This window comes from Ruegeria profundi, assembly GCF_020171505.1.
GTDB lineage: Bacteria > Pseudomonadota > Alphaproteobacteria > Rhodobacterales > Rhodobacteraceae > Ruegeria > Ruegeria profundi.
This window is the reverse complement of the sequence record NZ_JAIUZS010000006.1, coordinates 216,042-240,194: the sequence shown is the minus strand read 5'-3', so window position 1 is coordinate 240,194 and position 24,153 is coordinate 216,042. Positions and strand designations below refer to the sequence as shown.

Below are 24,153 nucleotides of genomic sequence, written 5' to 3'. Positions count from 1 at the left end.
GATGCAGACATTGGCAGCCAAGCTGCGCACGCGACTGCTGCGGAGCCTCATCGCCGTCTTTCTGACAGCCACAGGCGCGTTCGCCGAGCAGGTCGCAATCTCGTTTCGCGACTTGCCGGACCCGGTTGCGCTGCAGTTCGACGACCCTTTTCGCGACATGGGGTTCGAGATGATGGGGGAACTTCGAACTTTTGTCCGTCTTGAGCAGCGGCTTGCGAACGGGGAGGTTCCGGAGGAGGCGCGACCGCGGCTCGAGGCGCGGCTTGAGACGGCACGCGGCGCGCTAAGGCTTGCCGGCCATGACATTGAGGGACTTTTGGCACAGCGATGGGTTGTAGCCAAGGCCCGCAAGCGTGCGTTCTTTTCAACCAATCCAAACCTCCACCAGGCGACGGTAACCATCACCGGATTTCTCATTCCAGCTGGCACAAACGAGGACGGTTTCACCGTCGGCTATCTTGTTCCGGAGGTGGGCATGTGTAGCCACATGCCTCCGCCACCTCCAAATCAGCTGATCCGGGTGACGTTCGACGCAGGCTCTCCCGCTAGGTCGCTCTACACCCCGGTGACAGTGACGGGGCTGCTTGCGCCTCAGGAGAGCAACGAAACCATCTTCGTCCTCGACGGCGAAGCGCGGATGGCGAGTATGTGGAACCTCGAAGCAACCCAAGTCACGCTGGCGGTGAATACGCCTCGAACCCCTTTGCGCACCGCGTCGCAGATCAGGAACGTCTCCCACTCCACGCCCACCGGGGAAGATCAACAAACCGGCAATAATTGAGGCTTCGAATTGATGATTTGGCTCTCAACCCCAATCAGGATGCTTGGTCATTACAAGTGCGCGCAGGACGCGTCACATAGCCTCAAAGAAACAGACGAGCGCACGCCACATCGGTTTGTACTTAGCATTTGTTTCGTGGTGTCAATTTTCCTCCTGGCTGCTGCTGGTTCGACCCATGCGAAAGATCGACCGACCACAGTCATCACATGGAACGACCTGGGTATGAGCCTCGAGGCCCAGAAAGACGATAAAGCGGATGATGGAACGTATGCGGGTCAGTCATCCTTGAGCGGCCCGCAAACGGTTCTGCCGCCGGACGACCTCTTCGATCCGCTTTCGTCTGACGGCATCGCGGTCCAAGACTGGGACGAAACGGCGTTTGAGGTCGCATCGGGCTTGCTGGAATCTCAGGTATCCATTGACGGGTATGTCTTGCCGCTGCGCCGGGAAAAAGGGCGCGTCGTTGAGTTTCTTCTGGTGCCGTGGATAGGAGCATGCATACACGCCCCTGCGCCTCCACCGAACCAGATCATTCATGTCGATTATCCCGAGGGGGTCGATTCCATTGGTATGTTCACGCCGGTACGGCTTGCGGGGCGCCTGACGCATTGGCCGGCAAGTCACACTCTGTTCCTTGTAGACGGTTCGCGCAGCATTCCGACGTCGTACGCGATGGAGCAGGTTGTGGTTGGCGGGACGCCAGGGGAAATCGTTGCAGCCGACTCGGCGTTCGGGGACCTTTCTTATTTGGCGCGCGCGCAGGCCAAGATCACCAATATCTTCACCACAGCGATGTCGGACATGGAGCAAGGCCGGTCTGCCGGCGGAGTCGGGCTCGCGCTGTTGATCGCGTTCGCCTACGGTACGCTGCACACGCTTGGCCCGGGACACGGCAAGGCCGTCGTCGTCTCCTACTTCATCGGAACAGGTGGCAGTCTCAGACGTGGCGTCGTCATGGGCGGCCGGATCGCCGTTATGCACGTGCTGTCGGCGGTAGTCGTCGTCTTCCTGCTCGACTTCGCCGTACGACAAGCGACGGGAGCGGCGCCCTCGGATTACAGGTTGATCCGGCTCGGAAGCTACGCGCTGATCATGGCAATAGGTGCGGTGATGTTGTGGCATGCCATCGCGAACATACGAGCAGCTCATGACGATCACCACGGCGGCCACGCCCACGCCGGATGTGCGGCCTGCTCCGCTGCAAACACCGAATCGCAAGGCGGCGGCTGGATTGCAGCCGCGGTAGGTGTGGTGCCTTGCACCGGCGCGCTTATCGTCATGCTGTTTGGCCTCGCGAACGACCTTGTGGTTCCCGCGGTCATGATGGTGATCGCGATTTCGGCGGGTATGGCGCTCGCCATGTCGGCCCTCGGCATAGCGGCGATCCTGGGTCGCAACTGGGCCGAGGCGCGCCTCGGGAGCACCCCCCAGAGACGCCTGAGATTTGAAGCCCGTTCACGGCTCGCAGGCGCGGCCTGCGTGCTAGCTATCGGGAGCACCTTATTCGCCATGACCTTGGCTCAGCCGCCAGGCGCGGATCGACCGCAGCAAACATCGGTCCTCGGGACGAGCTAAGCGAGCTCATAACATATAGTTGGCCTGCGAGGCGTTTGTCCCCTCAATTACCTGCAATTGGAGTTGATAAACTATGTCACAGGCACCTGATGAGCAGAGCATGCAAGGCGCATTTGACCCTCATTGCGTCTGTGTCGCGATGCGGCGTTATGTTTGGTGCCGATGGTTGCGATATACCCTGACGGTCGTCTGCGCGCTACTCGCCACCATATTTCCCGCGGAAGTCCGACCTGAAGGCCTAAGCCGTGATGGGTTTTCATCTCCAAAAAGCGTTCTCGGAACGCTGGCAGCCACGTCCGATCAGCAGGATCTGGGGGGGGTGCAGGCGTACCGGGACTGGAAAAATGGGTTTGAGAACCGCGTGGGGCTGACATTCGGTCTCGAGGAGATGGCCCAGTATCTCGGTACCGACTCAGACCTGACGCCGTCCGATGCGGCAAGCAACGTGTTTCGGTTATTCGGCACTTGGACAGCGTCCGGACGCGGCACTCCCTACGCTGGCGCTTTGGTCTTCAAGATCGAGAATCGGAGCGCCTTCGGAAGCCATCTCTCGCCCCAGGCGCTCGGGCCATCCCTTGGATATGCGGGGCTTTTTTCGTCGACCTTTAGCGATGCGGGGTGGTTGTTGACCAACCTCTACTGGCGTCAAGTGTTTGCCGATGGTCGGGGCAGCTTTGTCATCGGTCAGGTTGATGTCACCGATTACATTGACATCAACAACCTCGCCAACCCATGGACTGCCTTCACAAACCTCGCCTTTGAGCAACTACCAACTGTTCCAGCGCCCTCTCAGGGATTGGGAGCCGCGCTGCAGTGGAGACTAAGCGACAGTTGGGCGATCCTCGCTGGCTTTGCAGATACCAACGCAGACCCGGCAGACCCGGTCGGTAGCGCCAGAACTCTTTTCGACACCGGCGAGACCTTCAAACACTTCGGCATAGGTTGGGCGCCTGATTGGGACAATCGATACGACCAGTCAGTTCAGCTGACTTTCTGGCAGATTGATCAGAGAATGCAGGCTGGTGTGCCCGGCGGTTACGGCGTTTCTTTTCTGGCGAGCGGTCGCCAGGACGCGTGGAGGCCGTTCTTCCGTGCAGGCTATGCCAAAGATGGCGGAACGCTTCTCGACCGATCGATCAGTGTTGGAACCGGGTACGACGCCCGCGACGGCAAGGATCTTGCTGGAGTCGGGGTGAACTGGGGACGGGCACCCGGTAACTCACGAAACCAGTTCACAATGGAGGCATTCTACCGGTGGGACGTGACGGATTTCTTCCAGATCACACCAAGTGTGCAGCTTGTTACCAACCCTGCGAACGACCCCACGACCGAAAACATGGTGGTTCTCGGGTTGCGCGTGCGTGCCCACTTCTGATTCGCAAAACGAGACAGGGATGCCGCGCCCAAAACGGAGGGAGCCGGATATATGGCTGTACCGATGACACTTGATGCAGCCGCAGTTCGAGGCTGTTCTTACTACAGGGCATTTTGCTCGTTCTCGCCTGCGTTCTCGCTCTCATTTACCCTCTGACGACCAACGTCGCGCTTGCGGTGTTTCTCGGGTGGAAGCTGCTCTTCAGCAGCATCGTTCAAGCCGCTACACTGATAGGTAGAAGCAAGACTCCGGATTTCTGGCTGCAACTGATTTCGGCCGCGATGTCGGCGATCGTGGGCTTTGTCCTCCTGCGCAATCCTGCTTGCCGCGATTGTCGGAAACGCTATGTCAGGACAACGCCAGAAGCCTCCTCCAATCATAGGGCCATAACTGAAGTTCGGTCCAAATTCGGGTGATGTGAGCACAAGGACGAATGGCAGTTTCGTCCGCGATCTATTGGTTCGAGTAACAAATTTCGTCGCGCTCTGATCGAATGGCCGGTTTTCTTGCCGCGTTGCGACAACCAAAGCTCAGCAACCGCAGAATAATCCGCGCTGCGTGCGCACGCAGCAGGATTTGGACACTTCTCCTATGGGCTCGAAGCCGTCTTCCGAGTTTTTTTGATTAACGTCAGCTATCGGGCCATTTGCAGCCGCTGATTCCCATGCGGTTTGGATCGTGAGGTCACGCATTTTGCGGAAACGTCACACCTTTTCGCCTCGGTGTGTTTAGTGTCAATAGCTTAGCCTTGGTACTTGTCACGCTTTCCGGGGCTGTGACCACATACTTCCAAACTCTGAACCGTCAGATTCTCAATTGTAGAAGCGGACCGAATTTCCTCGTACCGCAGTGAGCAATTGAGGTTGATATGCCAAAGTTGACGCAAGATCAGCTGGCGGAGCGGTGGCACATGTCGCCGCGGACGCTGGAGCAGTGGCGCTGGCTCGGAAAGGGCCCCAGGTTTTTGAAGATCGGCGCGCGCGTTTTATACGATGAAGGCGTGATCGAAGCCTTTGAGGAGGCGCAGGTCTGCCAGAATACATGCGGACCGATTTCCGGGGAGGGTGTGTAATGGCAAAGTCCTTCCCCTCACACAAAGTCAAATCGCACCTTGTCTACACAGTCTGGGAGGTGGCGGACGTTTTGGGCTGTCATCGCCAGACCGTCATTCGCTGGATTGGGAACAACGGACTTGCGGCTAATACCAGCAGCAAGCCTTGGCTGATCGAAGGACATGTGCTCAAGGACTTCCTCGGACAAAGACAACGCAAGGCGCGGTGCAAGTTGGCATTGCATCACTGCTACTGCCTCAGCTGCAGAGGTCCGCGCGAACCCGACGGAAAGATCGCTGACTATGTTCAGGAAACAGCTTCCAGCGGCCGCCTAACCGCCCTCTGTCCGACGTGTGGTGCGGTCATGAACAAGATCATTCGCCGTTCAGATCTGGAAGCCATTCAGGCCAAACTGGAGGTCACACTTCAACAAGCCTCCCCAAGATTAGTGTCCTGTACCGAACCCCATTCAAAAGTGACCTTGAAAGAGGAGCCAGAGACCCATGCCAAAACACACCTCGGATAACCTGCGCATCAAGCGCAAACACCTTGTCTGGCTGAAGGACGCAAAGGGGCTGTCGCAATCTTCGATCGACAAAGCCGCAGCATCGATTGCCATCTATGATAAATGGCTCAAAGGTAAGGACTACAAGGCGTTCCATTCAGAAAGGGCGCGCGCGTTCAAACGCCATCTGCAAGGTCTGCGCAATGAACGAACGGGCGCGCCACTGTCGGCAGCTACGATCAACGGAGTGTTGCGCGATGTCATGAAGCTTTTTGACTGGATGGCGGACCAACCGGGGTACAAGTCCAGGATCTCGCGCGCAGACATTGCCTATCTCACGCCGGATCGCAAATCGGAACAGGCCCGTCGCAGCACCCTGTGGAAGCCGCATCCGTCCCCTGAACAAGTAAACCACCTGTTGTCCATCATGCCTGCAGAAACAGTGATCCAGCGCCGTGACCGCGCCCTGATCGCGTTCCTTTTCTTGACCGGATCACGTGAAGGTGCCGCCATCACCATGCAGCTGCGTCATGTCGATCTAGCCAATAAATGCGTGCAGTTTGACGGCCGTTCCGTGGATACAAAGTTTGGAAAGTCCTTCACGACCAGTTTCTTTCCCTTCGGTGATGATGTCGAAAGGATTCTGCGAGACTGGATCACGGAGCTTCGCCAGGACCATCTTTTCTCGGACACGGATCCTCTGTTCCCAAAGACGCGCGTCGCTGTTGGCCCGACCAGACGCTTTGAGGCAGTAGGTGTCGCGCGCGAGCCGTGGGTAGGCCCGTCGTCAGCGGCCAGGATCTTCAAACAAGCTTTCGTCAACGCCGGGCTGCCACCGTTTTCGCCGCACCGCGTTCGAGATACGATCGCAGAGCTAGCAAAACTTCACTGCAGGACACCAGAGGACTATAAAGCCTGGTCGCAGAACATGGGACACGACGACGTGATGACGACGTTCAGCTCCTATGGTTCTGTTTCACCTGGCCGCCAGGTCGAACTGATGGGGCGGTTTCGCCGCCGTGGACCGTTGCCAGACGAGGACGCGGTTATTGATGAATGATCAGCTCCGGTGGCGCACCCGAACGACCACGCGCTCGGGAGCAAGCCGGTATCCGTTCCAAGAGAGGTTTTCGATCAACTCTTGGGGCTTTTCAACTGACAGACCAGCAGACTCGAATCTCTTTGCAATCGTTCTTCGCGCGGTCAGTATTCTCCGCCTAACGACTTCGTCGGTTTCAACGCCTAATTTTTTGACGAGGTCGCCAGACTTCAAGCAGGGATACTCCAAAGGTTCGAGACCTTTGCCTGCCGCACGGAGCCACTCTTCAGCCAAAACGATCAACAGATCCACTGTGGCGTTTTTCTTGAGCTCAATATGTTCGCCGATCAAAACCAAACGTGAGGTTTTGTCGATTTCTATGGTCAGCGGTGGTTGCTCTTTCTCGTTTTTTTCAACTGACGCAGCAGGCACTGCCGGCATGGTTAAACCGCTCTGCATCTCACCATATAGACTTGGCAAACTCTGTTCAGGGAACTCACCGGGTGACTTGCTTTCGAGAGTTCTGCGCATGACAGATGTGACCGCCTTGCCGTGGCGGTTAAGCAAATCTGCGATCATCGACATTGCTGTGTCTGGTGGACTGTCGAGATGATTGACCGCATCCAGAACAACCGGGAAACTCCGGGCCAGTGCATCTGGTGTGGCGTTCCCGAAGAACACTGCATTGCGTACGTAGGACAACGCCATCTCCCGGTCGGTCCCGTTCGGTCGAGCGTCCGACATAAGGTCCACGCGATAGGCATCTTCCGGGTCAAATCGCTCCAACCCCTTTGAAAGCATCGCGAACCGCCGATCGATACACTGCGAACAGCGCCCACAATGGAAGTATTGATGGGTTTGATTATGCACATCAGCGCAACTACGCGTCTCAACAATCTGGTCTGCCATGCCAAGATGGGAGATACGTTCCACAACGTCTGCTTTTGTTCGAGCAAAGAATGGATTGTCGACCCGCATGTCATTTTCAAAAACAAGCCGCAGAAGACCGGTGAACAGCTTCAGTGTCTTTGGGTGCGTGGTTCGCGTCGCTCGTGTTCCAACGACGTTGCCAACCGGCGGTAGGTTGAGGCTCACGACCCCGTTTTCATGGAACGACACGCGGTCCAGTCCGAAGGCCGTTGCAGTGATCGACCCAAGTACCGCAAACAAGAATGAGCGTGTGCGATGCGTTCTTTCCGCGGTCGATCGGCTCTTCAACTGGGCGGTCATGGGAATGTGACGGCACGTTTCCGGTCCGTACCGTTTGCTCAACGCTGAGATCAGCCGTTTCTGGACCGGCGCTATTTTCGTGGACGAGGCATGACTGACCAAAGCAACCCGATGCTTCTGTTCTACGATTTCTTCCACAGCGCCCGCAAAGGAATCGAGCCCGCCGGAAAACATCAGGACGCGGTGGGGCTTCCATGAACTATTTCGGCCGAATTTGAAGAAGCGCGATCGCTCTGCATCCGGTTCGTCTTTGGTCGAAAAAGAAAATTCAAAGCGGTCGCCGGATAGAAACATCAACGTTTCTTCCAGAGCCTGTATTACGCTCTCACGTTGCCAGAAATCCAGATCGCGTACCGGCATGGTGGCTACGAACCGTCTGTGCCACTTCTAACCCATCTTCTGATCCGCCGGGCCACCACGGCTGACTGCCGCGTCCGCGCAATAGACAAGCGCGGCAATCTCCAGCAAATCGAGTGCACGATCCTGCAGGCCCTCGACCAATTGACGGTTCAATTGTCCAATCCGCAGCGTCATTGCGACTTCGCGGCCAGCAATGTCGAGACGCAGGACTTCATCACCGCCGCTTTTTGTCAGGGGCGGCAACCATCTGACTTCAACTTCAGACAACGGCGCGACGGCGCCCAAACTCCGAGCGCATCTTTTTGAACGCGTAAGCTGTGAACTTGTCTATTGCATCGCGATCAAGCGCCTGCTTCTGCCAGACGGTTTTGCCATACCAGCCGCCCGCATATTCTTCGACAATTCTAGACACTTCAAATGTGTGCTGGGCGAGGGCTTGTTGAAATGTCACTCGCTGTGCATCGGTGGAAAAGCGTCGATCCTCGCCAGTGTGATTGGCGAGTTCCCGGCTCAGATAGTAGTCTAGCGAACGGTATGTCAGCCGGGCAAAGAAATCCCGCGAGAGTCTCGCAAATGCATCGCCCGAGGCGAAGCTCGCGAGTGCTTGGCGAATTTCTTGCGGTGTCGGTTCAAAGAGGGATGGCAACCGGTCGTGCAGCTGAACGGAAAGGCTTTCCAAGAGCGCGACCTTCGCCAATTCTCCTGCATCTGAGGAACTTCGGAGATCGAAGCTGTTGCGATCAATGGCACGATCCAAACCGGCCAGAAAGCCGGTCACTGAACCGAGTTCCGAAGTCGCAATGCCCAAGTCAGCCAAAGCGTCTTCGAAGCCCGGAGCCCTTGCAAGCAAAGGCAGCCTCACGAGGAGATCACTTACAAACTGAAACCTGGGGTCACGACTCGCCCGTGCGAGATCGCTATCAGATGCATCCGCTGCGGCCTCGGCGATCTCTTCGACTGACGCATCGGTTGCGATCAGATCAACGACCTCGCGCCACTTCCTGGACCGAGGCAAAGTGCCAAGCCTGATGTGTCCCATCAGTTCCTCCCTTGTCTGCAGAGTCATGCAACCCTCGGGCGAATGTAAAGGGAAAAATCGGCATCTACGCTTACCCTGCGCTTACCCGAAGCGAATGTTAGGCATGAGATCGCCTCGTAAGTCTTTGAAAACAGTGGTGAGCCGTGCAGGATTCGAACCTGCGACCCACTGATTAAAAGTCAGTTGCTCTACCAACTGAGCTAACGGCCCACTCTATGTTTGATCTTTCGATCTTGCGCGCTCACTAGGACAATTTGCCAACTGGGTTCAAGCCCTAAATTTGCGCATCGTTTTGCCGTTACACAGCGTGTATCCGGCGTCCCGATAGGCGGCCTAATTAGGCAGGTGGCGCGGGGGGGTCAACCCCTTTTTTCAGGAATCTTCACCGCAGGGTGGATTCCTTTCTGGCGCAAGGTTATATGCGCGCCATGCAAGGAATATTCACCTCTGGTTTGCCCTTCATGAAAATGCACGGGCTGGGCAACGACTTTGTTGTCGTGGATGCGCGTGCGCAAACGGTTGAGATCACGCCCGCAATCGCTCAGGCGGTCGGGCACCGGCATTTTGGTGTTGGCTTCGATCAGCTGGCCGTAATCGAAAACGGCGCTGCGGATGCGCATTTGGTGTTTTTCAATGCAGACGGGTCCACCTCGGCCGCCTGCGGGAATGCGACCCGCTGTATCGCCCGCTTCCTGATGGAGGAAACAGGCCGGTCCGAACTAACCCTGACCACCGAGCGCGGCACGCTTCATGCGCGCGATGCGGGGGATGGTCTGACCTCGGTCAACATGGGGCAGCCGCAACTGGACTGGCACGAAATTCCCCTGGTTAAAGAGACCGATACGCTGGAACTGCCGATTGAAGGCGCGCCAACTGCCACTGGTATGGGCAACCCCCACTGCACTTTCTTTGTGGAAGACGCCGAGGCGATCCCACTGGCTGAGTTTGGGTCGCGGTATGAGCATCACCCGCTTTACCCCGAACGTACTAATGTTCAGGTGGCGCAGATCATCGGGCCGGATCACATCCGCATGCGCGTATGGGAACGTGGCGTCGGGATCACGCTGGCCTCTGGGTCATCGTCCTGCGCGACGGCTGTTGCTGCCGCTCGGCGTGGTCTGACCGGGCACAAGGTGCAGATTGATCTGGATGGCGGCACCATCTGGGTCGACTGGCGCGACGATGGCGTTTGGATGACCGGGCCCACCTGTCATGTCTTCTCGGGTACGCTGACGCCCGAATTTCTGAGGACACTGGGATGAGTGCCCCGAAATTCACCACTCTGGGCTGCCGTCTGAACGCCTATGAAACTGAGGCGATGAAAGAGTTGTCGCAGCAAGCGGGTCTGTCCAACGCGGTTGTGGTGAACACCTGCGCAGTAACCGCCGAGGCCGTGCGGAAAGCCCGACAAGAGATTCGTAAATTGCGCCGCGAAAACCCGGATGCGCGGCTGATCGTGACCGGCTGTGCCGCACAGACCGAGCCTGAGACGTTTTCAGCGATGACAGAGGTCGACGCTGTCATCGGCAATACCGAAAAGATGCAGCCTGACACCTGGAAAGGCATGGCTGCGGATTTCATTGGCGAGACTGAGGCCGTGCAGGTCGATGACATCATGTCGGTCACTGAAACGGCCGGTCATCTAATTGACGGGTTTGGAACGCGGTCCCGGGCCTATGTGCAGGTCCAGAATGGATGTGATCACCGCTGCACCTTCTGTATCATCCCTTATGGCCGTGGTAACTCGCGCAGCGTCCCTGCGGGCGTGGTGGTGGACCAAATCAAACGGTTGGTGGACAAGGGGTACAACGAGGTCGTGCTGACCGGCGTAGACCTGACCTCATGGGGTGCTGACCTGCCCGCGCAGCCCAAACTGGGCGATCTGGTAATGCGGATTCTCAGGCTTGTACCCGACCTGCCGCGCCTGCGGATCAGCTCAATCGACTCGATCGAAGTGGACGAGAACCTGATGCAGGCCATCGCGACCGAGCCGCGCCTGATGCCGCATTTACACCTGTCACTGCAGCATGGTGACGACTTGATCCTCAAGCGGATGAAACGCCGCCATTTGCGCGACGACGCCATCCGTTTCACCGAAGAGGCGCGGAAACTGCGGCCCGAGATGACCTTTGGCGCCGACATCATCGCCGGTTTCCCGACCGAGTCCGAGACGCATTTCGAGAATTCGTTAAAGCTGGTTGCTGAATGTGATCTGACCTGGTTGCACGTCTTCCCCTACTCCAAGCGTGAAGGCACCCCGGCCGCCCGCATCCCGCAGCAGATCAACGGCAAGACTATCAAGGACCGGGCAGCCCGCCTGCGCAAAGCCGGTGAGGCGCAGGTTGCCAAACACCTGGCCGCTCAGATCGGGAAAACCCATCACATCCTGATGGAGAACCCGCATATGGGCCGGACTGAGCAGTTCACCGAAGTGGCGTTTGCATCGCCGCAGTACGAGGGGCAGATCGTGACGGCCAAAGTGCTGGGCTCAACCAAAACACAGCTGATTGCCTGAAGCAGCCTTATTCAGCTCATAGCGGCGGATACCGCAGCCGTATCGTAGAATTCATCATACTCGCAGATCCGACCATCATGGAACCTGCATATAATCACGATAGGCGTTTCTATCGTCTTGCCGGTGCCTCTATGCCTCCAGGCGCAGACACCGATACCAACGACGCGGTCATCCTGTGCGATGGTGTCTTTTAGCGTCCAGTGCTGCATCTCAAATGCTGTTGTCAGCTCTGTAAGGTATTCCAGCATCTGGGTCTGGCCATCGCGTGCGCGGCTGAAATCCAGTCGGTTTTGCCCCTGACCCAAGGAGCGCAATCTCAGATCCGTGGTTGTGTATTTTTCCCACATCCTGATATCCGACGCCTTGCAGTCATTCCATTCTGTGAAGGCTTTCCGCATCGTTTCAACATTGCTTTGCGTGCTCATGATCAATCCTCCCAATGAATACAACTGAAATGCGCTTGCCCCAAAATACGAAAGGGCCGGGCAAGTATAGCACCGGGAAACGGGGAAACAAAAAAGGCCCGGTGCTGTGCACCGGGCCATTTGGGATTTATCGAGCTTTCCGATCAGCTGATCTTTTTGCCTTTATGGGGTGCCCACAGGCGCTTGTTTACAAGATACAGCAGCACCGATAGCACCGACAAGAAGATCACGCCAACAAAGCCTGAATACTTGCGCTCCATCATCTTTGGCTCGGCTGTCCACATCAGGAAGGCAGCGATATCTTCGGACATGGCTTCTACGGTTGCCGGATGACCATCAGCGAATTCCACCTGATCTTCAGCCAATGGCGGAGCCATCGAAATCCATCCACCGGGGAAGGCTTTGTTTTCGTACAGGATGGTGCCCGCCTCTTCCTTTTCCTTACCGGTATAGCCATCCAGCAATGAGGCGATGTATTCCGGGCCACCCATGCCTTTGAGCAGCTGGTTTATGCCCAGACCATAAGGGCCATGGAAGCCAGCGCGGGCTTTGGCCATCAAGCTCAGGTCAGGCGCACCCAATGAATCGTTGGCCGGGAAATGATCCGTAGGGATCGCCGGGCGGAAATCGTCCAGCTCGGGATCGAACACCTCGAAATTGTCCGCCGAATAGGCGATCACTTCTTCTTCCGAATATCCCAGCGCCTCAAGGTCGCGCAGCGGAACGTATCTCAGGCCGTGGCAGGCGGCGCAAACCTCGGTATAGACCTGAAGGCCACGCTGCAACTGGTTCTGATCCCACGTGCCGAAAGGTCCTTCGAACGAGAAATCGAAATCCTCGATATGGGTGTCGTAGGCCCCTGCCGCGAAAGACGCGGCAGGAGTAAAGGCCAGAGCAAACGCGGCGCCGATTGCAAGTTTCTTGAACATGTTTCCGGTCCCTCTTGTCATTCGGCCGGGGCCGCTGCGGGTGTGGCATCGGCATCTGCCTTGCCATAATGCGCGTTGAAGTCTTCTTCGATGGTCTCGGGCTGCGGCAGCGGCTTCTCAATGACGCCTAGGATCGGCAGGATCACCAGGAAGTAGGCGAACCAGTATGCCGAAGCGATGAGCGAGAAGGTTGCATAAGGTTCTTCGGCGGGCATGGCGCCCAGCCACATCAGCGCAAAGAAGTCGATGACCAGCAGGTAGAACCACCATTTGAACATCGGACGATACTTGCCCGAGCGCACGGTCGATGTGTCCAGCCAGGGTGCCAGAGCCATCGCCAGGATCGCACCAAACATCGCCAGAACTCCAAAGAACTTGGCGTCGATGATACCGCCGGTGATGAAGCTGGCGAACTGCACGACCCAAACCTCGGACGTGAAGGCCCGCAGGATGGCGTAGAACGGCAGGAAGTACCATTCAGGCACGATGTGTGCAGGCGTAACCAGCGGGTTGGCCTCAATATAGTTGTCCGGGTGGCCCAGATAGTTCGGCATAAAGCCGACAATGGCCCAAAACACGACCAGGATTACGGCAAGCGCAAACAGGTCCTTGATCACGAAGTACGGCCAAAACGGCAACGTGTCCTTCTCGGCCTCTGCTTTGGAAGTCCGACGCACTTCAACACCAGTTGGGTTGTTATTGCCGGTGGTGTGGAAGGCCCAGATATGCACAATTACCAGTCCGGCAATGATGAACGGCAGCAGGTAGTGCAGCGAGAAAAAGCGGTTCAGCGTCGCGTTGTCCACGGCGGGTCCGCCCAACAGCCAAGTCTGGATCGCCTCGCCAACAAACGGGATCGCGCCAAACAGGCCGGTGATCACAGTCGCACCCCAGAAGGACATCTGACCCCAGGGCAGTACGTAGCCCATGAAGGCGGTGCCCATCATCATCAGGTAGATCAGCATGCCGATAATCCACGTGACCTCGCGCGGGGCTTTGTAAGAGCCATAAAAGAGGCCGCGGAAGATGTGGATATACACTGCGACAAAGAACAGAGACGCACCGTTTTGGTGCAGATAGCGGATCATATAACCGCCATTCACGTTTCGCATGATGTGTTCAACGCTGGCAAAAGCCAGGTCAACATGCGGCGTATAGTGCATAACCAGGACGATACCGGTGATGATCTGCAACGCCAGACAGAATGTAAGGACGATACCCCAGATCCACATCCAGTTCAGGTTTTTGGGCGTGGGAATCATCAGGGTGTCATAAAGAAGGCCGACGATTGGCAAGCGGCTGTGCAACCACTTTTCGCCGTTTGTCTTCGGCTCGTAATGATCGTGGGGAATTCCGGACATGAGTTGGGTCTCCCTTAGCCGAGTCTGATGGTGGTTGAGTCAGTCCATTCCGCAGGCGGAACAGGCAGGTTCTCAGGGGCGGGGCCTTTGCGGATCCGCCCAGCAAGATCGTAGTGCGATCCGTGGCAGGGGCAAAACCAGCCGCCAAATTCACCGGCATCGCCAAGCGGGACGCAGCCAAGGTGGGTGCAGACGCCCATCTGGACCAGCCACGCACCAGGCGCTTCGCCTTCGGGCGACGGCATCACGCGGTTCGCATCGGTCGCGGGTGCATCTGCGGGCAGGTTCACATTACGTGCCAGAGGGTCAGGCATCGCCTCCACACCATCGGCGTCTTGCTCTTGCGCCGCCTGGATTTCGGCTTCGGTGCGGTGACGAATGAATACAGGTTTCCCCAACCATTTCACCGTCAGCTGCGTACCCTGTTCGACGCCGCTGACATCCACGCGGATCGAGGACAGCGCCTGAACGTCTGCCGAGGGATTCATTTGGTTGATCAGGGGCCATACGGCTGCACCCGTGGCAACGACACCTGCGCCGCCAGCGACGTAGTAGAGGAAATCTCTGCGGGTGCCTTCGTTGTCTTCTGCGTGGGACACGAGGTTCTCTCCGATTTGTAGCGCCCGAGCACGGGCATATAGCTCGCGCACCGCACGAGTGCGGTGTCTCAAGCCGCGTATCTAGCCGGGAGAAATCGGTTCGTCCAGCGGTCATAGGCGCGCACTACGCCGCATCTGGGCATTCATTTCAGTATTGAGGGCAAAATTTTCAATGCCTGGCCCGGTTTATGGGCAAAAATCCGGGGTTCAACCGGATTTTGGTCAATGTGATTCGGTGAAATAATTCGTTGCCACAAGCGCCTGAATCGGAACCTGTCGGCCAAGGTGGAGTGTTGGGTTTGAAAAACCTGCCGCTCGGCGGCGCGATTTCACGCATCGCCACACTTAGCCGCCATACGAAATCTTTCGGCTTGTTGCCTAACTTGGCGGACGGGTGGCGACCATGCTGGGTCGTTCGCTGAATGCGGCATACCAAGCCGCCAGCGCATCATTGCCGGCGCGCCAACCACGTGCATCATGACGCAGGTCCAGATAGCCCAGCGCACAAGCCACAGCGATCTGACCCATATCCAGCGCACCTGACAAATGAGCCATCCAGCGCTGGTTCAGCGCAGCACAGGCGCGTTCAATCTTGACCCATTGCGCCTCGACCCACTCATCCCATTGCTTGTCCGCAGGGCGCAAGCGGGCTTCGTATGTCATCAACAAGGCAGCATCCAGAATGCCATCAGCCAATGCTTCAAGCGTCAGAACGTCCCAACGCCGCGCGCCTTCGGGATAAAACCCCGCTTCGGCGCGCGCGTCGAAGAACGCACAGATCACGCGGCTGTCAAACAGGGTTGGCCCGTCCGGGCGTTCCAACGCTGGAACTTTCGTTAACGGATTCTTACCTTCCAGCGGCGCAGCGGGCGAGAGCGGCGTTCCCGCAACCGTTTCCAGCTCAACATCTTGCAACTGGTTGGTTTCGTGCAACAACACCATGACCTTGCGCACATAAGGTGACGTCTGACTGTGATAGAGTTTCATTCGCGCTCTCCTTGGATGGGCCGACCTTACAGCACGGTGGCTGAAACGAAACCCGCCATTTTCGCGCCGTGATACCTCTTGCAGAGACACGCGTACCTTGGCAAAGTCGCCGCGTTCTCAGGGCGGGGCGGAATTCCCCACCGGCGGTATGCGGGCGATGATCCGTAAGCCCGCGAGCGGCCTCGGACCTGTTCGGGGTGTCAGCAGATCTGGTGAGAGGCCAGAGCCGACGGTTAAAGTCCGGATGAAAGAGAACGTGCAACGCGCCGTTGATGCGGCGTGTCTGCTCGTGATCGCCTTGGGTGACGTGTCTGTTTTGCTAAGGAGATCATGATGACACACACCCGCTATGCCTTCGTCAAAGCCAACTGGCATTCTGATATTGTCGACCGCGCGCTCGATGGGTTTCTGCAACTCATCCCCGCCGGGCAAGTCGATGTGTTCGACGTCCCCGGCGCGTTCGAGATGCCCCTGCTGGCGCGTGATCTGGCCCAAACCGGGCGCTATGCTGCTATTGCCTGCGCTGCTTTCGTGGTGGATGGCGGCATTTACCGGCACGATTTCGTGGCGCAGGCCGTGGTTGATGGCCTGATGCGCGCCGGATTGGACACAGGCATACCAGTGCTGTCTGTGTCTTTGACCCCGCATCAGTATCAGGAAACCGACCATCACAACGCCATCTACCGCGAGCACTTTGTGCAAAAGGGTCGCGAAGCGGCCCAAGCGGCTCTGCAAATCACTAAGACGCGCGCCGGGTTGGCCGTCGCCGCGTGACGTGACCAAAGGTTGAGGCTGTAACGCCTCAACCGCAAATCCCCTTGAGGCCGCGGGCCTTGCCCGCTAATCACGACGCGCAAAGGAGCATGCCCCATGTCGATGAACAGTTTTGGACATCTTTTCCGCGTCACCACCTGGGGCGAAAGCCACGGACCCGCCTTGGGCGCCACGGTGGACGGCTGCCCGCCGGGCGTGGAAATTGACGAAAGCATGATCCAACACTGGCTGGATAAACGCAAACCGGGACAAAACAAATTCACCACGCAGCGGCGAGAGCCCGATCAGGTGAAAATCCTGTCCGGCGTGTTCGAGGGGCAGACCACCGGAACACCCGTCCAGCTGATGATCGAGAACACCGATCAACGCTCGAAAGACTACGGCGATATCATGGACAAGTTCCGACCGGGCCATGCCGATATCACCTATTGGCAGAAATACGGCATCCGGGATTATCGCGGCGGCGGGCGCAGTTCGGCCCGCGAGACTGCGTCGCGGGTGGCGGCTGGCGGGCTGGCACGCGAGGCCATCAAACAAATCGCGCCAAACGTTCAAATCACCGGCTATATGACGCAAATCGGACCAAACAGGATCGACCGGGCAAATTTCGACTGGTCCCAGATCGAACAGAACCCGTTCTGGACACCTGATGCGCAGGCGGCCGCGGATTGGGCGACCTATCTGGACGACCTGCGCAAATCCGGCAACTCGGTCGGCGCGGTCATCGAAGTCGTCGCGCGCGGTGTACCTGCCGGGATCGGAGCGCCCGTTTACGCCAAGTTAGACACTGATCTGGCCGCAGCGATGATGTCGATCAACGCCGTCAAAGGTGTTGAGATCGGCGAAGGTATGGCCGCCGCCGAACTGACGGGTGAGGCCAACGCAGACGAGATTTTCATGGGTCAGGACGGCCCGCAATACAGCTCGAACCACTCCGGCGGTATTCTGGGCGGGATTTCGACCGGGCAAGACATCGTGGTGCGGTTCGCGGTAAAACCGACCTCGTCCATCCTGACCACCCGCAAGACGATCACGAAATCGGGAGAGGAAACCGAAATCATCACCAAGGGCCGCCACGACCCCTGCGTGGGCATCCGCGCTGTGCCGGTTGGCGAAGCCATGATGGCCTGCGTAATCCTCGACCACCTGCTGCTGCATCGCGGCCAGATCGGAGAGAACCGTGGACGGATCGGCTGATCTGCGTTCGCGCCTGCGCGCCGTGGTCGCGCAGCGGATGGAGACCGATCCGGCGCATGATCTGGCGCATTTGGATAGGGTTTGGGTGAACGCTCAGGCCATTGCAGACGCGCAGACAAATCTGCCGGTTTTGCTGGCGGCCAGTTATCTGCACGATTTGGTGAATCTGCCTAAGGATGATCCCCAGCGGCACCTGGCCTCTCGGCGCTCGGCTATAGATTCAGAGCCTATACTTAGCAAATTTGGCTATAGCGCTGATCAAATCCACGCCATTCAGCACGCGATCGAAGCGCATAGCTTTTCTGCGAATATCATGCCTGTGTCACCCGAGGCCTGTATCCTGCGCGACGCGGACAGGCTGGATGCGCTGGGTGCGATTGGCATTGCGCGCAACTTTTCCGTCTCGGGCGCACTGGGGCGGGCGTTGTACGACCCGGCCGATCCGTTTGCTGCGAATCGCGGCCTGGATGACCTGACCTACTCTCTGGACCATTGGAAGGTAAAGCTGTTGGCGCTGCCCGGCGACATGCTGACAGAGGGTGGCCGCGCAATCGCTCAGAGGCGTGTTCAACGCATGATCCGCTTTTTAGAGGAGTTTTCCGAGGAAATTGGCACCGCACTGCCCGCCGATTGGATCACACGCTGAACCCGCTGACTTGCCGTTGATCTTTCCTGCGTAAAAGCGCAGGGTCGCGCGCATGGTGAAATCGTTAACATCGCATCGACCTCTGCTTGCCGTCGCTCTTAAGGTGAGCGCGGTGTTTCTGTTCACCGTCATGGCCGCGCTGATCAAGGCGCAGTCCGATCACTTCCCACCGGGTGAGATGGTGTTTTTCCGCTCGCTGTTTGCTATTCCAGTCATCGTGATCTGGCTGGTCGCGCGCGGAGAATTGGCGCAAGGTTTTGTCGTGCGCAAACCGATGGGGCATTTCTGGCGAGGTGTTCTTGGGACGACGGCGATGGGTCTGACATTCACCGGCTTAGGTCTAATTCCCTTGCCGGAAGCCACTGCCATCAGCTATGCAACACCGATTATTACCCTTGTCCTGGCCGCAATCATGCTGGGTGAGAGTATTCGTGCAATTCGGATCGCCGCAGTCTCAATCGGGTTGCTTGGGGTTCTGATCATGATCTGGCCCCGTTTGAATGGTGAAACGATGCAGGCGGCAGCCACACTGGGTGCCCTATGTATTTTGGGTGCGACCGTCGCCCGCGCCTTTGTTCAGATTCATATCCGGCAACTGGTGCAGGTCGACCATCCCGCCGCGATCGTATTCTATTTTTCGATGACGGCGACCATCCTGTCGGGGTTGACCGTGTTCTGGGGTTGGGTGCTGCCTACGTGGGACCAAGCCGCTATACTAATTCTGGCCGGCCTGATCGGAGGAGTGGCGCAAATCCTTGTCACATCGTCCTATCGATTTGGTCAGGCGTCTATGCTGGCGCCCTACGACTATACCTCGATGCTGTTTGCCATCGTGATCGGCTATGTCTGGTTCAGCGAGCTGCCAACACTGGTCATGCTGGCCGGTGCAGCGCTGGTGATTGCTGGAAATATCGTGGTGATCTGGCGCGAACATCAGTTGGGGCTTGAACGCGGCAAGGCCCGCGCCGTGACCGACCCCAAAGCATGATCTGTAGCCCTGCCGAACATGGCCTGGAATGTGACCAGCACTAGTTTAGGGTTTGTCACCAGCGACGTGCAGGATGTTTAAAACTGTGCAAAATCAACATCGCAATGCACTAAGAATATCGATCAGGATATCGGTGGGTTGAATGCACGGTCGGACAAGACACGCGTTTTCCTGACGGGGCGTGATGCCCCCAAGCGCGGTGGAGATTTCCAGGATTTAAACACAAGCGGCCCCTGACTGGGTCCGTTAGCGGAACGCGTGTTCGAATAGATGACGAACTGATCCGCGTCGACTGTCAGCGCTTTCGGGCAGGTGATCTGCCTCGTCGGTTTTTTCACGTGTTTTCTTCTTTTCGACATAGGCGCAGAAGTCGTCATCACAGCAGCATCCGCAAGCGCTTGCGGCTTCGTACATTGCCAAGATTTCGTCCAGTTTTTCGTCCATGTCAGTAATCTAACCGTGCCAAGCGGCGTTCGTTTCCAAGGCGGCGGAACGTTGTCACCAAGTTTTGCGCTAAGTACGCAAACCAAATCGAAACTCTGTGCCGTGTTGTTTTGCATCGGGCACTGGCTATTATCTGATTTTTTTTGTCGGACAAAGCAAGAGGAAAAGTAATCCCGCCATGGCAACGTATGCGTGAGCTTTACGTGATCACAGATCGCGCACTTGCGGGTCGAGAGTGACTGACCACAGCTCGGTATCGGCCCGGTCCATCAGGCGCACCGTCATCTGCTGCGTGTCCCCGTCGATATCGACAAGACCAAAAAACTGCAGCCCGGCGTTTGGTGGTAAATTAGGGCCCTGCTCTTTGCTCGGAGCTTTGAAAAATTTTGCTTCGGGCCCAAAGGTTCCATCCAGCACCCGAGGCCCAAATGTCCCGGCGTGCAGCGGGCCCGAGACAAATTCCCAGAAAGGCTCAAAATCCTGAAATTGGGCTTTGTTAGGGTCGTAGTAGTGCGCCGCGGTATAGTGAACATCCGCTGTGACCCAGACAGTGTTTACGATACTTTCAGCCTTGATAAACCGCAGCAGGTCCGCGATCTCAAGCTCGCGCCCCTTCGGCGGGCCATTATCCCCGTTCGAAATCGCCTCAACCCATTTTTGTCCTTTCCAACGATCCCAAACGATCAACCCAACCGGCATGTCCGACGCGATTACCTTCCAGGTGGCCTGCGAAGTGGACAGCGCACGTTTCAACCAATCCAGTTGTTCAGCGCCAAGAATACGAGAATGATCCGTAATCTCTGCTTCCATCGATGGCCCATTCGGCCCACGATAGCTACGCAGGTCCAGAAAGAACACATCGAGCATGGGACCGTACGAAATTTTGCGGTAAACCCGACCCGGTTCGGCTGGCGTGAACCGCAAGGGTGTCATTTCATGGAATGCCCGGCTTGCGCGAGATTGCAGCACGTGAACCGATTTCTCTGTATATCTCTCATCCTCTGTCAGATCCTTGGAGCCGGACCAATTGTTGACCACCTCGTGATCGTCCCACTGGAAAAAGGTCGGGCAAACGGCATTCATCGCGCGCACATGCTGGTCCATCATGTTGTATTTCCACTGGGCACGGAATTCGGGCAGCGTCTCGGCCACCTTGCGTTTTTCCTCGATCAGGGTGGTGTTTTTCCAGATCAGTTGCCCGTCCTTTTCGACCTCGTCCTGCATAGGGTTGTCGGCATAGATGGTGTCGCCGGAGTGGATGAAGAAATCCGGTCTGTGCTGCAACATGGTGGCATAGGTGCGCATCCCGTCGTCATCAATGCCCCAGCCCTGACCCGCCGTGTCGCCGGACCAGACGAAACGGATGTTTCTGCGGCTAGTGGGCGCGGTACGGAATTGGCCTGTAATAGGCTCTGACAGGACGTTTATTTCGCTCAAGTCCGCTGCAACGAACCGATAGAAGATATCCTGACCCGAGGGCAGCCCTTCGATCAGTCGTTTGACGGCAAAATCGCGGTTTGGGATGGCATCTATTGGGGCCAGCTTGCGGGCATCGGCAAAGCTTTCGGTGGCCGACACCTCCATCATCACGCGGGCCGGGCGGTCGGTTCGGGTCCAGATCATGCCGGTTGTCGTGTCAACATCTCCGGATTGTACGCCGTGCGTAAACACCGGTCGCGCGCTGGCGCGACTGATCGCAGGCATCGACAATGACACCGCAAAGGCAACGCTGCCGGTCAAGAGTGCACGGCGGTTGGGGCGGAGAATTCGGCTCATTACTGCGCTCCTGTCTGGCGACCGTTTCAAGGCCCCGCGATTGGTGAGCGGCAGTAAGCCGCCTGTCAGACAACAGGCGGCTCATAATCATGAAAGTATCACGACGGTGAGGTGATACTGCTTAGAAAAATCGCTCAGGCAGTTGCCCTTTGTTCCGGCGCGCTGAGCGAGATAACGGCGACCACCGCCGCGCCGTTCAGCCAGTAGTATATCGCATCAATGCCCGAAAACCCAAACAGGCTGGGTGCGGCCAAGAATGTAAGCCCAACCAGCAGATCAACGGCCAGGTGGAATTTATAGGGCAGCACCCGCCACATTCCCAGGTGGTGATCGGTCAGAACGGTCAGTACAAACGCCGCCACACCGGTGACAATCGACAACCAGAAAGCCATCGGGTTCGAGTCCCCAAGACCCAGAACAAAAGGCAGCGCCATCAGCGCCACGGCCACTGGATAGTCCAGATAGGCATGAATGGTGCGGGTAACGAAACGAACGGACATTAAGATTTCCTTTCCTTGCTTGGCATGGCTTCAAGCTAGGTTAGGGGTTCCGTACGTTTAAGTCTGGATCGTCCAGAAAACATTGCAGATCGTTCAGAGTTGAGTCCGATCAGTACATTGACCGGTATGCTGCCGGTGACAGGCCGATCTGTTTCTTGAAAACGCGGGAAAAGGCGGCCTCGGACGCATAGCCAACCTCTGCCGCCGCATCAGCCACGTTCCAACGATTTTCAGTCAACCCGTGACAGGCGATCTGCATCCGCCAGTCGGTCAGGTATTGCATTGGCGTGGTTCCGATCTTCTCGGCAAACAACTGCGCGAAAGCGGTACGCGACATGCCTGCCTGACGCGCCAACGATTCGACGCTCCATTCTTGCGCCGGGGATTGATGAAATGCAGTCAGCGCCCGTGAGACCCGGGGATCGGCAAAGCCAGCAAGGGCAGTATCACTGGGACATTGACGCTCAAGATGTGCGCGGATGGCTTGCGCGAAAAGCACCTCGGACATTTTCATCGCAATAAGGTCACCACCGATCCGCGCGCCGTTGATCTCGGACCCGATCATACGCAGGGTGGCCTCAATCCAGATGCCCGCATCTTCACCATAATTTTCGATCAAGATGTAAGGCGGCAGGCGGTCGATCAGCATATGACCGGTGCCTTGCCGGCCCGGCGGGCTGGTAAACGAGAAATGGCCGCAGATCAGTTGCGTATCCCGATCTTCGTCCCCACCACCGTGAATCAAGACGCCGTCACCCTTGTAGCCCGCATCTTCCAAAACCTGCTCTAACGGCAGAGCATCAAGCGGCGTGACCTCGTTGCACAGCAATGCATGTGCCGATCCATGTGGGATAAGGATCAGGTCTCCTTGCTTCAGACGCAGAGTTTCCCCAGCGTTAGAGACATGAACTTTCAGCTCACCGCGTTGTACGAAATGGAAACGCGCTACGTTCTGAAAGGCCGGCACCTGAATGCCAAAAGGCGGTGTAAAGGACGTTCGAAAATAGAACGTCCCACGCAAAGACAGGCGAGTCAGGATATCGCTAAGCAGGTCTAACATGAGAGTAACGTACACGCGGCTGCCCATTCGTCCAGCCGTTTGAACCATCTGCACAAAAGCTTGAACGGCTGGCAAAGAAAAACCCCCGCGAACAACGGGGGTTTTGGGAAATTGCCGATAACGCGGGTCAGGAGCGGACCAGCGACTCGTAATCTGCGGCGATCTCGCGGGTAATATCACCCACCTCGAACGTGTAATCACCGATCTGACCAACGGGCGTGACCTCTGCTGCGGTACCAGTCAGCCAGCATTGTTCGAAGTCAGCCATCTCTTCGGGTTGGATGTGACGCTCGATCACGGTGATGCCCTTGTCTTTCAGCATCTGGATCACTGTCTGGCGCGTGATGCCGTTCAGGAAGCAATCCGCCAGGGGTGTGTGAACCTCACCATCCTTGACGAAAAACACGTTGGCGCCCGTCGCCTCGGCGACGTAGCCGCGGTAGTCCATGAACAGAGCATCCGAGCAGCCTTTGGCCTCGGCCTTGTGTTTCGAAATCGTGCAGATCATGTAAAGACCCGCCGCCTTGGCATGGACCGGAATGGTTTCGGGGCTGGGCCGTTTCCATTCGGCGATGTCAAGCTTGGCACCCTGCATCTTGGCGTCACCATAATAGGCACCCCAAGGCCAGACCGCGATGGCCATATGCACCGGGTTACGGGCCGACGCCACGCCCATATCCTCACCCGATCCGCGCCAGACCAGAGCGCGAACATACGCATCCTGCAAGCCGCTGGCTTCCAAAGCCTCTTTCTTGGCGGCTTCGATCTGGTCAATCGTGTAGGGCATCGGCATGTCCAGAGCCTCGGCCGACGCAATCAGCCGTTTGGAATGCTCACGGCTTTTGAAAATCTTGCCGTTATATGCGCGCTCGCCCTCGAAAACCGAGGATGCATAGTGCATTGCGTGGGTCAGGATGTGAACATTGGCGTCACGCCACGGCACCAGCTTACCATCCATCCAGATCACGCCATCACGATCATCATACCCCGCCATCC

26 protein-coding genes, 1 tRNA gene and 1 riboswitch are annotated in these 24,153 nt (G+C 57.3%); of the genes, 13 read left to right on the top strand and 14 right to left on the bottom strand.

Going from position 1 to position 24,153, the window contains the following annotated elements:
* Position 1 precedes the first annotated feature (1 nt).
* The 7 genes from LCM21_RS15475 (at position 2) to LCM21_RS15445 (ending at position 6,348) form a co-directional block, all read left to right on the top strand.
* The gene (locus LCM21_RS15475) at positions 2–781 is read left to right on the top strand and encodes a DUF3299 domain-containing protein (RefSeq protein WP_224891405.1); all 780 of its coding nucleotides are present in this window, start codon (positions 2–4) and stop codon (positions 779–781) included.
* 138 nt (positions 782–919) lie between these two features.
* On the top strand, positions 920–2,356 hold the full coding sequence (locus LCM21_RS15470; RefSeq protein ID WP_224891404.1) for a HoxN/HupN/NixA family nickel/cobalt transporter: 1,437 nt from the start codon (positions 920–922) through the stop codon (positions 2,354–2,356).
* 73 nt (positions 2,357–2,429) lie between these two features.
* Positions 2,430–3,731 (top strand): carbohydrate porin, encoded by a 1,302-nt coding sequence (locus tag LCM21_RS15465; protein WP_224891403.1) that lies wholly within the window; start codon positions 2,430–2,432, stop codon positions 3,729–3,731.
* Between the two features lie 113 nt (positions 3,732–3,844).
* The gene (locus tag LCM21_RS20880; protein ID WP_224891402.1) at positions 3,845–4,147 is read left to right on the top strand and encodes an HdeD family acid-resistance protein; all 303 of its coding nucleotides are present in this window, start codon (positions 3,845–3,847) and stop codon (positions 4,145–4,147) included.
* A 452-nt stretch (positions 4,148–4,599) separates the two neighbouring features.
* Positions 4,600–4,803 (top strand): helix-turn-helix domain-containing protein, encoded by a 204-nt coding sequence (locus LCM21_RS15455; protein WP_058272705.1) that lies wholly within the window; start codon positions 4,600–4,602, stop codon positions 4,801–4,803.
* A complete protein-coding gene (locus LCM21_RS15450) occupies positions 4,803–5,309 on the top strand; it encodes a helix-turn-helix domain-containing protein (RefSeq protein ID WP_224891401.1) in 507 nt (168 codons plus the stop codon). The genes LCM21_RS15455 and LCM21_RS15450 overlap by 1 nt, the downstream gene beginning before the upstream one ends.
* Entirely contained in the window at positions 5,287–6,348 is a 1,062-nt protein-coding gene (locus tag LCM21_RS15445) for a tyrosine-type recombinase/integrase (RefSeq protein WP_224891400.1), read from the top strand. The genes LCM21_RS15450 and LCM21_RS15445 overlap by 23 nt, the downstream gene beginning before the upstream one ends.
* Here LCM21_RS15445 and LCM21_RS15440 read toward each other — a convergent pair whose 3' ends face one another.
* The 4 genes from LCM21_RS15440 to LCM21_RS15425 form a co-directional block, all read right to left on the bottom strand.
* Positions 6,349–7,557 carry a 7-cyano-7-deazaguanine synthase gene (locus tag LCM21_RS15440; RefSeq protein ID WP_224891399.1) on the bottom strand — a complete coding sequence of 403 codons (1,209 nt, stop codon included), beginning with the start codon at positions 7,555–7,557 and terminating at the stop codon, positions 6,349–6,351.
* Between the two features lie 387 nt (positions 7,558–7,944).
* Positions 7,945–8,160 carry a hypothetical protein gene (locus LCM21_RS15435; RefSeq protein WP_224891398.1) on the bottom strand — a complete coding sequence of 72 codons (216 nt, stop codon included), beginning with the start codon at positions 8,158–8,160 and terminating at the stop codon, positions 7,945–7,947.
* Positions 8,161–8,176: 16 nt separating this feature from the next.
* The gene (locus tag LCM21_RS15430) at positions 8,177–8,956 is read right to left on the bottom strand and encodes a hypothetical protein (RefSeq protein WP_224891397.1); all 780 of its coding nucleotides are present in this window, start codon (positions 8,954–8,956) and stop codon (positions 8,177–8,179) included.
* A 134-nt stretch (positions 8,957–9,090) separates the two neighbouring features.
* A tRNA-Lys gene (locus tag LCM21_RS15425) sits at positions 9,091–9,166 on the bottom strand.
* Positions 9,167–9,375: 209 nt separating this feature from the next.
* Between LCM21_RS15425 and dapF the strand changes: the two genes are divergently transcribed.
* The gene (dapF, locus tag LCM21_RS15420; protein ID WP_224891396.1) at positions 9,376–10,218 is read left to right on the top strand and encodes a diaminopimelate epimerase; all 843 of its coding nucleotides are present in this window, start codon (positions 9,376–9,378) and stop codon (positions 10,216–10,218) included.
* On the top strand, positions 10,215–11,471 hold the full coding sequence (gene mtaB, locus LCM21_RS15415; RefSeq protein ID WP_224891395.1) for a tRNA (N(6)-L-threonylcarbamoyladenosine(37)-C(2))-methylthiotransferase MtaB: 1,257 nt from the start codon (positions 10,215–10,217) through the stop codon (positions 11,469–11,471). Before dapF ends, mtaB begins: the two co-directional genes overlap by 4 nt.
* A gap of 11 nt (positions 11,472–11,482) precedes the next feature.
* Here mtaB and LCM21_RS15410 read toward each other — a convergent pair whose 3' ends face one another.
* The 5 genes from LCM21_RS15410 to LCM21_RS15390 form a co-directional block, all read right to left on the bottom strand.
* Positions 11,483–11,896 (bottom strand): nuclear transport factor 2 family protein, encoded by a 414-nt coding sequence (locus LCM21_RS15410; RefSeq protein WP_224891394.1) that lies wholly within the window; start codon positions 11,894–11,896, stop codon positions 11,483–11,485.
* Positions 11,897–12,039: 143 nt separating this feature from the next.
* Positions 12,040–12,825: a cytochrome c1 gene (locus LCM21_RS15405; protein WP_224891393.1), complete on the bottom strand. Its 786-nt coding sequence runs from the start codon at positions 12,823–12,825 to the stop codon at positions 12,040–12,042.
* A gap of 17 nt (positions 12,826–12,842) precedes the next feature.
* Complete coding sequence (gene petB, locus LCM21_RS15400) at positions 12,843–14,186, bottom strand: cytochrome b (protein ID WP_068339584.1); 1,344 nt, start codon at positions 14,184–14,186, stop codon at positions 12,843–12,845.
* Positions 14,187–14,200: 14 nt separating this feature from the next.
* Positions 14,201–14,785, bottom strand: coding sequence for a ubiquinol-cytochrome c reductase iron-sulfur subunit (gene petA, locus LCM21_RS15395; RefSeq protein ID WP_068339587.1), 585 nt, complete (start codon positions 14,783–14,785; stop codon positions 14,201–14,203).
* A gap of 378 nt (positions 14,786–15,163) precedes the next feature.
* Positions 15,164–15,772, bottom strand: coding sequence for a glutathione S-transferase (locus tag LCM21_RS15390; protein ID WP_224891392.1), 609 nt, complete (start codon positions 15,770–15,772; stop codon positions 15,164–15,166).
* A gap of 109 nt (positions 15,773–15,881) precedes the next feature.
* Positions 15,882–16,032, top strand: a riboswitch (FMN riboswitch).
* A 73-nt stretch (positions 16,033–16,105) separates the two neighbouring features.
* On the opposite strand from LCM21_RS15390, the gene LCM21_RS15385 reads away from it, so the two are divergent.
* From LCM21_RS15385 to LCM21_RS15370, 4 genes are all read left to right on the top strand, one after another.
* The gene (locus LCM21_RS15385; protein ID WP_224891391.1) at positions 16,106–16,546 is read left to right on the top strand and encodes a 6,7-dimethyl-8-ribityllumazine synthase; all 441 of its coding nucleotides are present in this window, start codon (positions 16,106–16,108) and stop codon (positions 16,544–16,546) included.
* Positions 16,547–16,642: 96 nt separating this feature from the next.
* Positions 16,643–17,743, top strand: coding sequence for a chorismate synthase (aroC, locus tag LCM21_RS15380; RefSeq protein ID WP_224891390.1), 1,101 nt, complete (start codon positions 16,643–16,645; stop codon positions 17,741–17,743).
* Positions 17,727–18,389 (top strand): HD domain-containing protein, encoded by a 663-nt coding sequence (locus LCM21_RS15375; RefSeq protein WP_224891389.1) that lies wholly within the window; start codon positions 17,727–17,729, stop codon positions 18,387–18,389. Before aroC ends, LCM21_RS15375 begins: the two co-directional genes overlap by 17 nt.
* A gap of 52 nt (positions 18,390–18,441) precedes the next feature.
* The gene (locus LCM21_RS15370; protein WP_224891388.1) at positions 18,442–19,377 is read left to right on the top strand and encodes a DMT family transporter; all 936 of its coding nucleotides are present in this window, start codon (positions 18,442–18,444) and stop codon (positions 19,375–19,377) included.
* A 246-nt stretch (positions 19,378–19,623) separates the two neighbouring features.
* Here LCM21_RS15370 and LCM21_RS15365 read toward each other — a convergent pair whose 3' ends face one another.
* The 5 genes from LCM21_RS15365 to LCM21_RS15345 all read right to left on the bottom strand — a co-directional run bounded on the left by LCM21_RS15365 (position 19,624) and on the right by LCM21_RS15345 (position 24,151).
* A complete protein-coding gene (locus LCM21_RS15365) occupies positions 19,624–19,821 on the bottom strand; it encodes a hypothetical protein (protein ID WP_224891387.1) in 198 nt (65 codons plus the stop codon).
* A 207-nt stretch (positions 19,822–20,028) separates the two neighbouring features.
* A complete protein-coding gene (locus tag LCM21_RS15360; RefSeq protein WP_224891386.1) occupies positions 20,029–21,597 on the bottom strand; it encodes an alkaline phosphatase D family protein in 1,569 nt (522 codons plus the stop codon).
* Positions 21,598–21,731: 134 nt separating this feature from the next.
* Positions 21,732–22,097 carry an SPW repeat domain-containing protein gene (locus tag LCM21_RS15355; RefSeq protein ID WP_224891385.1) on the bottom strand — a complete coding sequence of 122 codons (366 nt, stop codon included), beginning with the start codon at positions 22,095–22,097 and terminating at the stop codon, positions 21,732–21,734.
* Positions 22,098–22,206: 109 nt separating this feature from the next.
* Entirely contained in the window at positions 22,207–23,157 is a 951-nt protein-coding gene (locus LCM21_RS15350) for an AraC family transcriptional regulator (RefSeq protein ID WP_224891384.1), read from the bottom strand.
* Between the two features lie 127 nt (positions 23,158–23,284).
* The gene (locus LCM21_RS15345; protein WP_224891383.1) at positions 23,285–24,151 is read right to left on the bottom strand and encodes a branched-chain amino acid aminotransferase; all 867 of its coding nucleotides are present in this window, start codon (positions 24,149–24,151) and stop codon (positions 23,285–23,287) included.
* Positions 24,152–24,153: the final 2 nt, after the last annotated feature.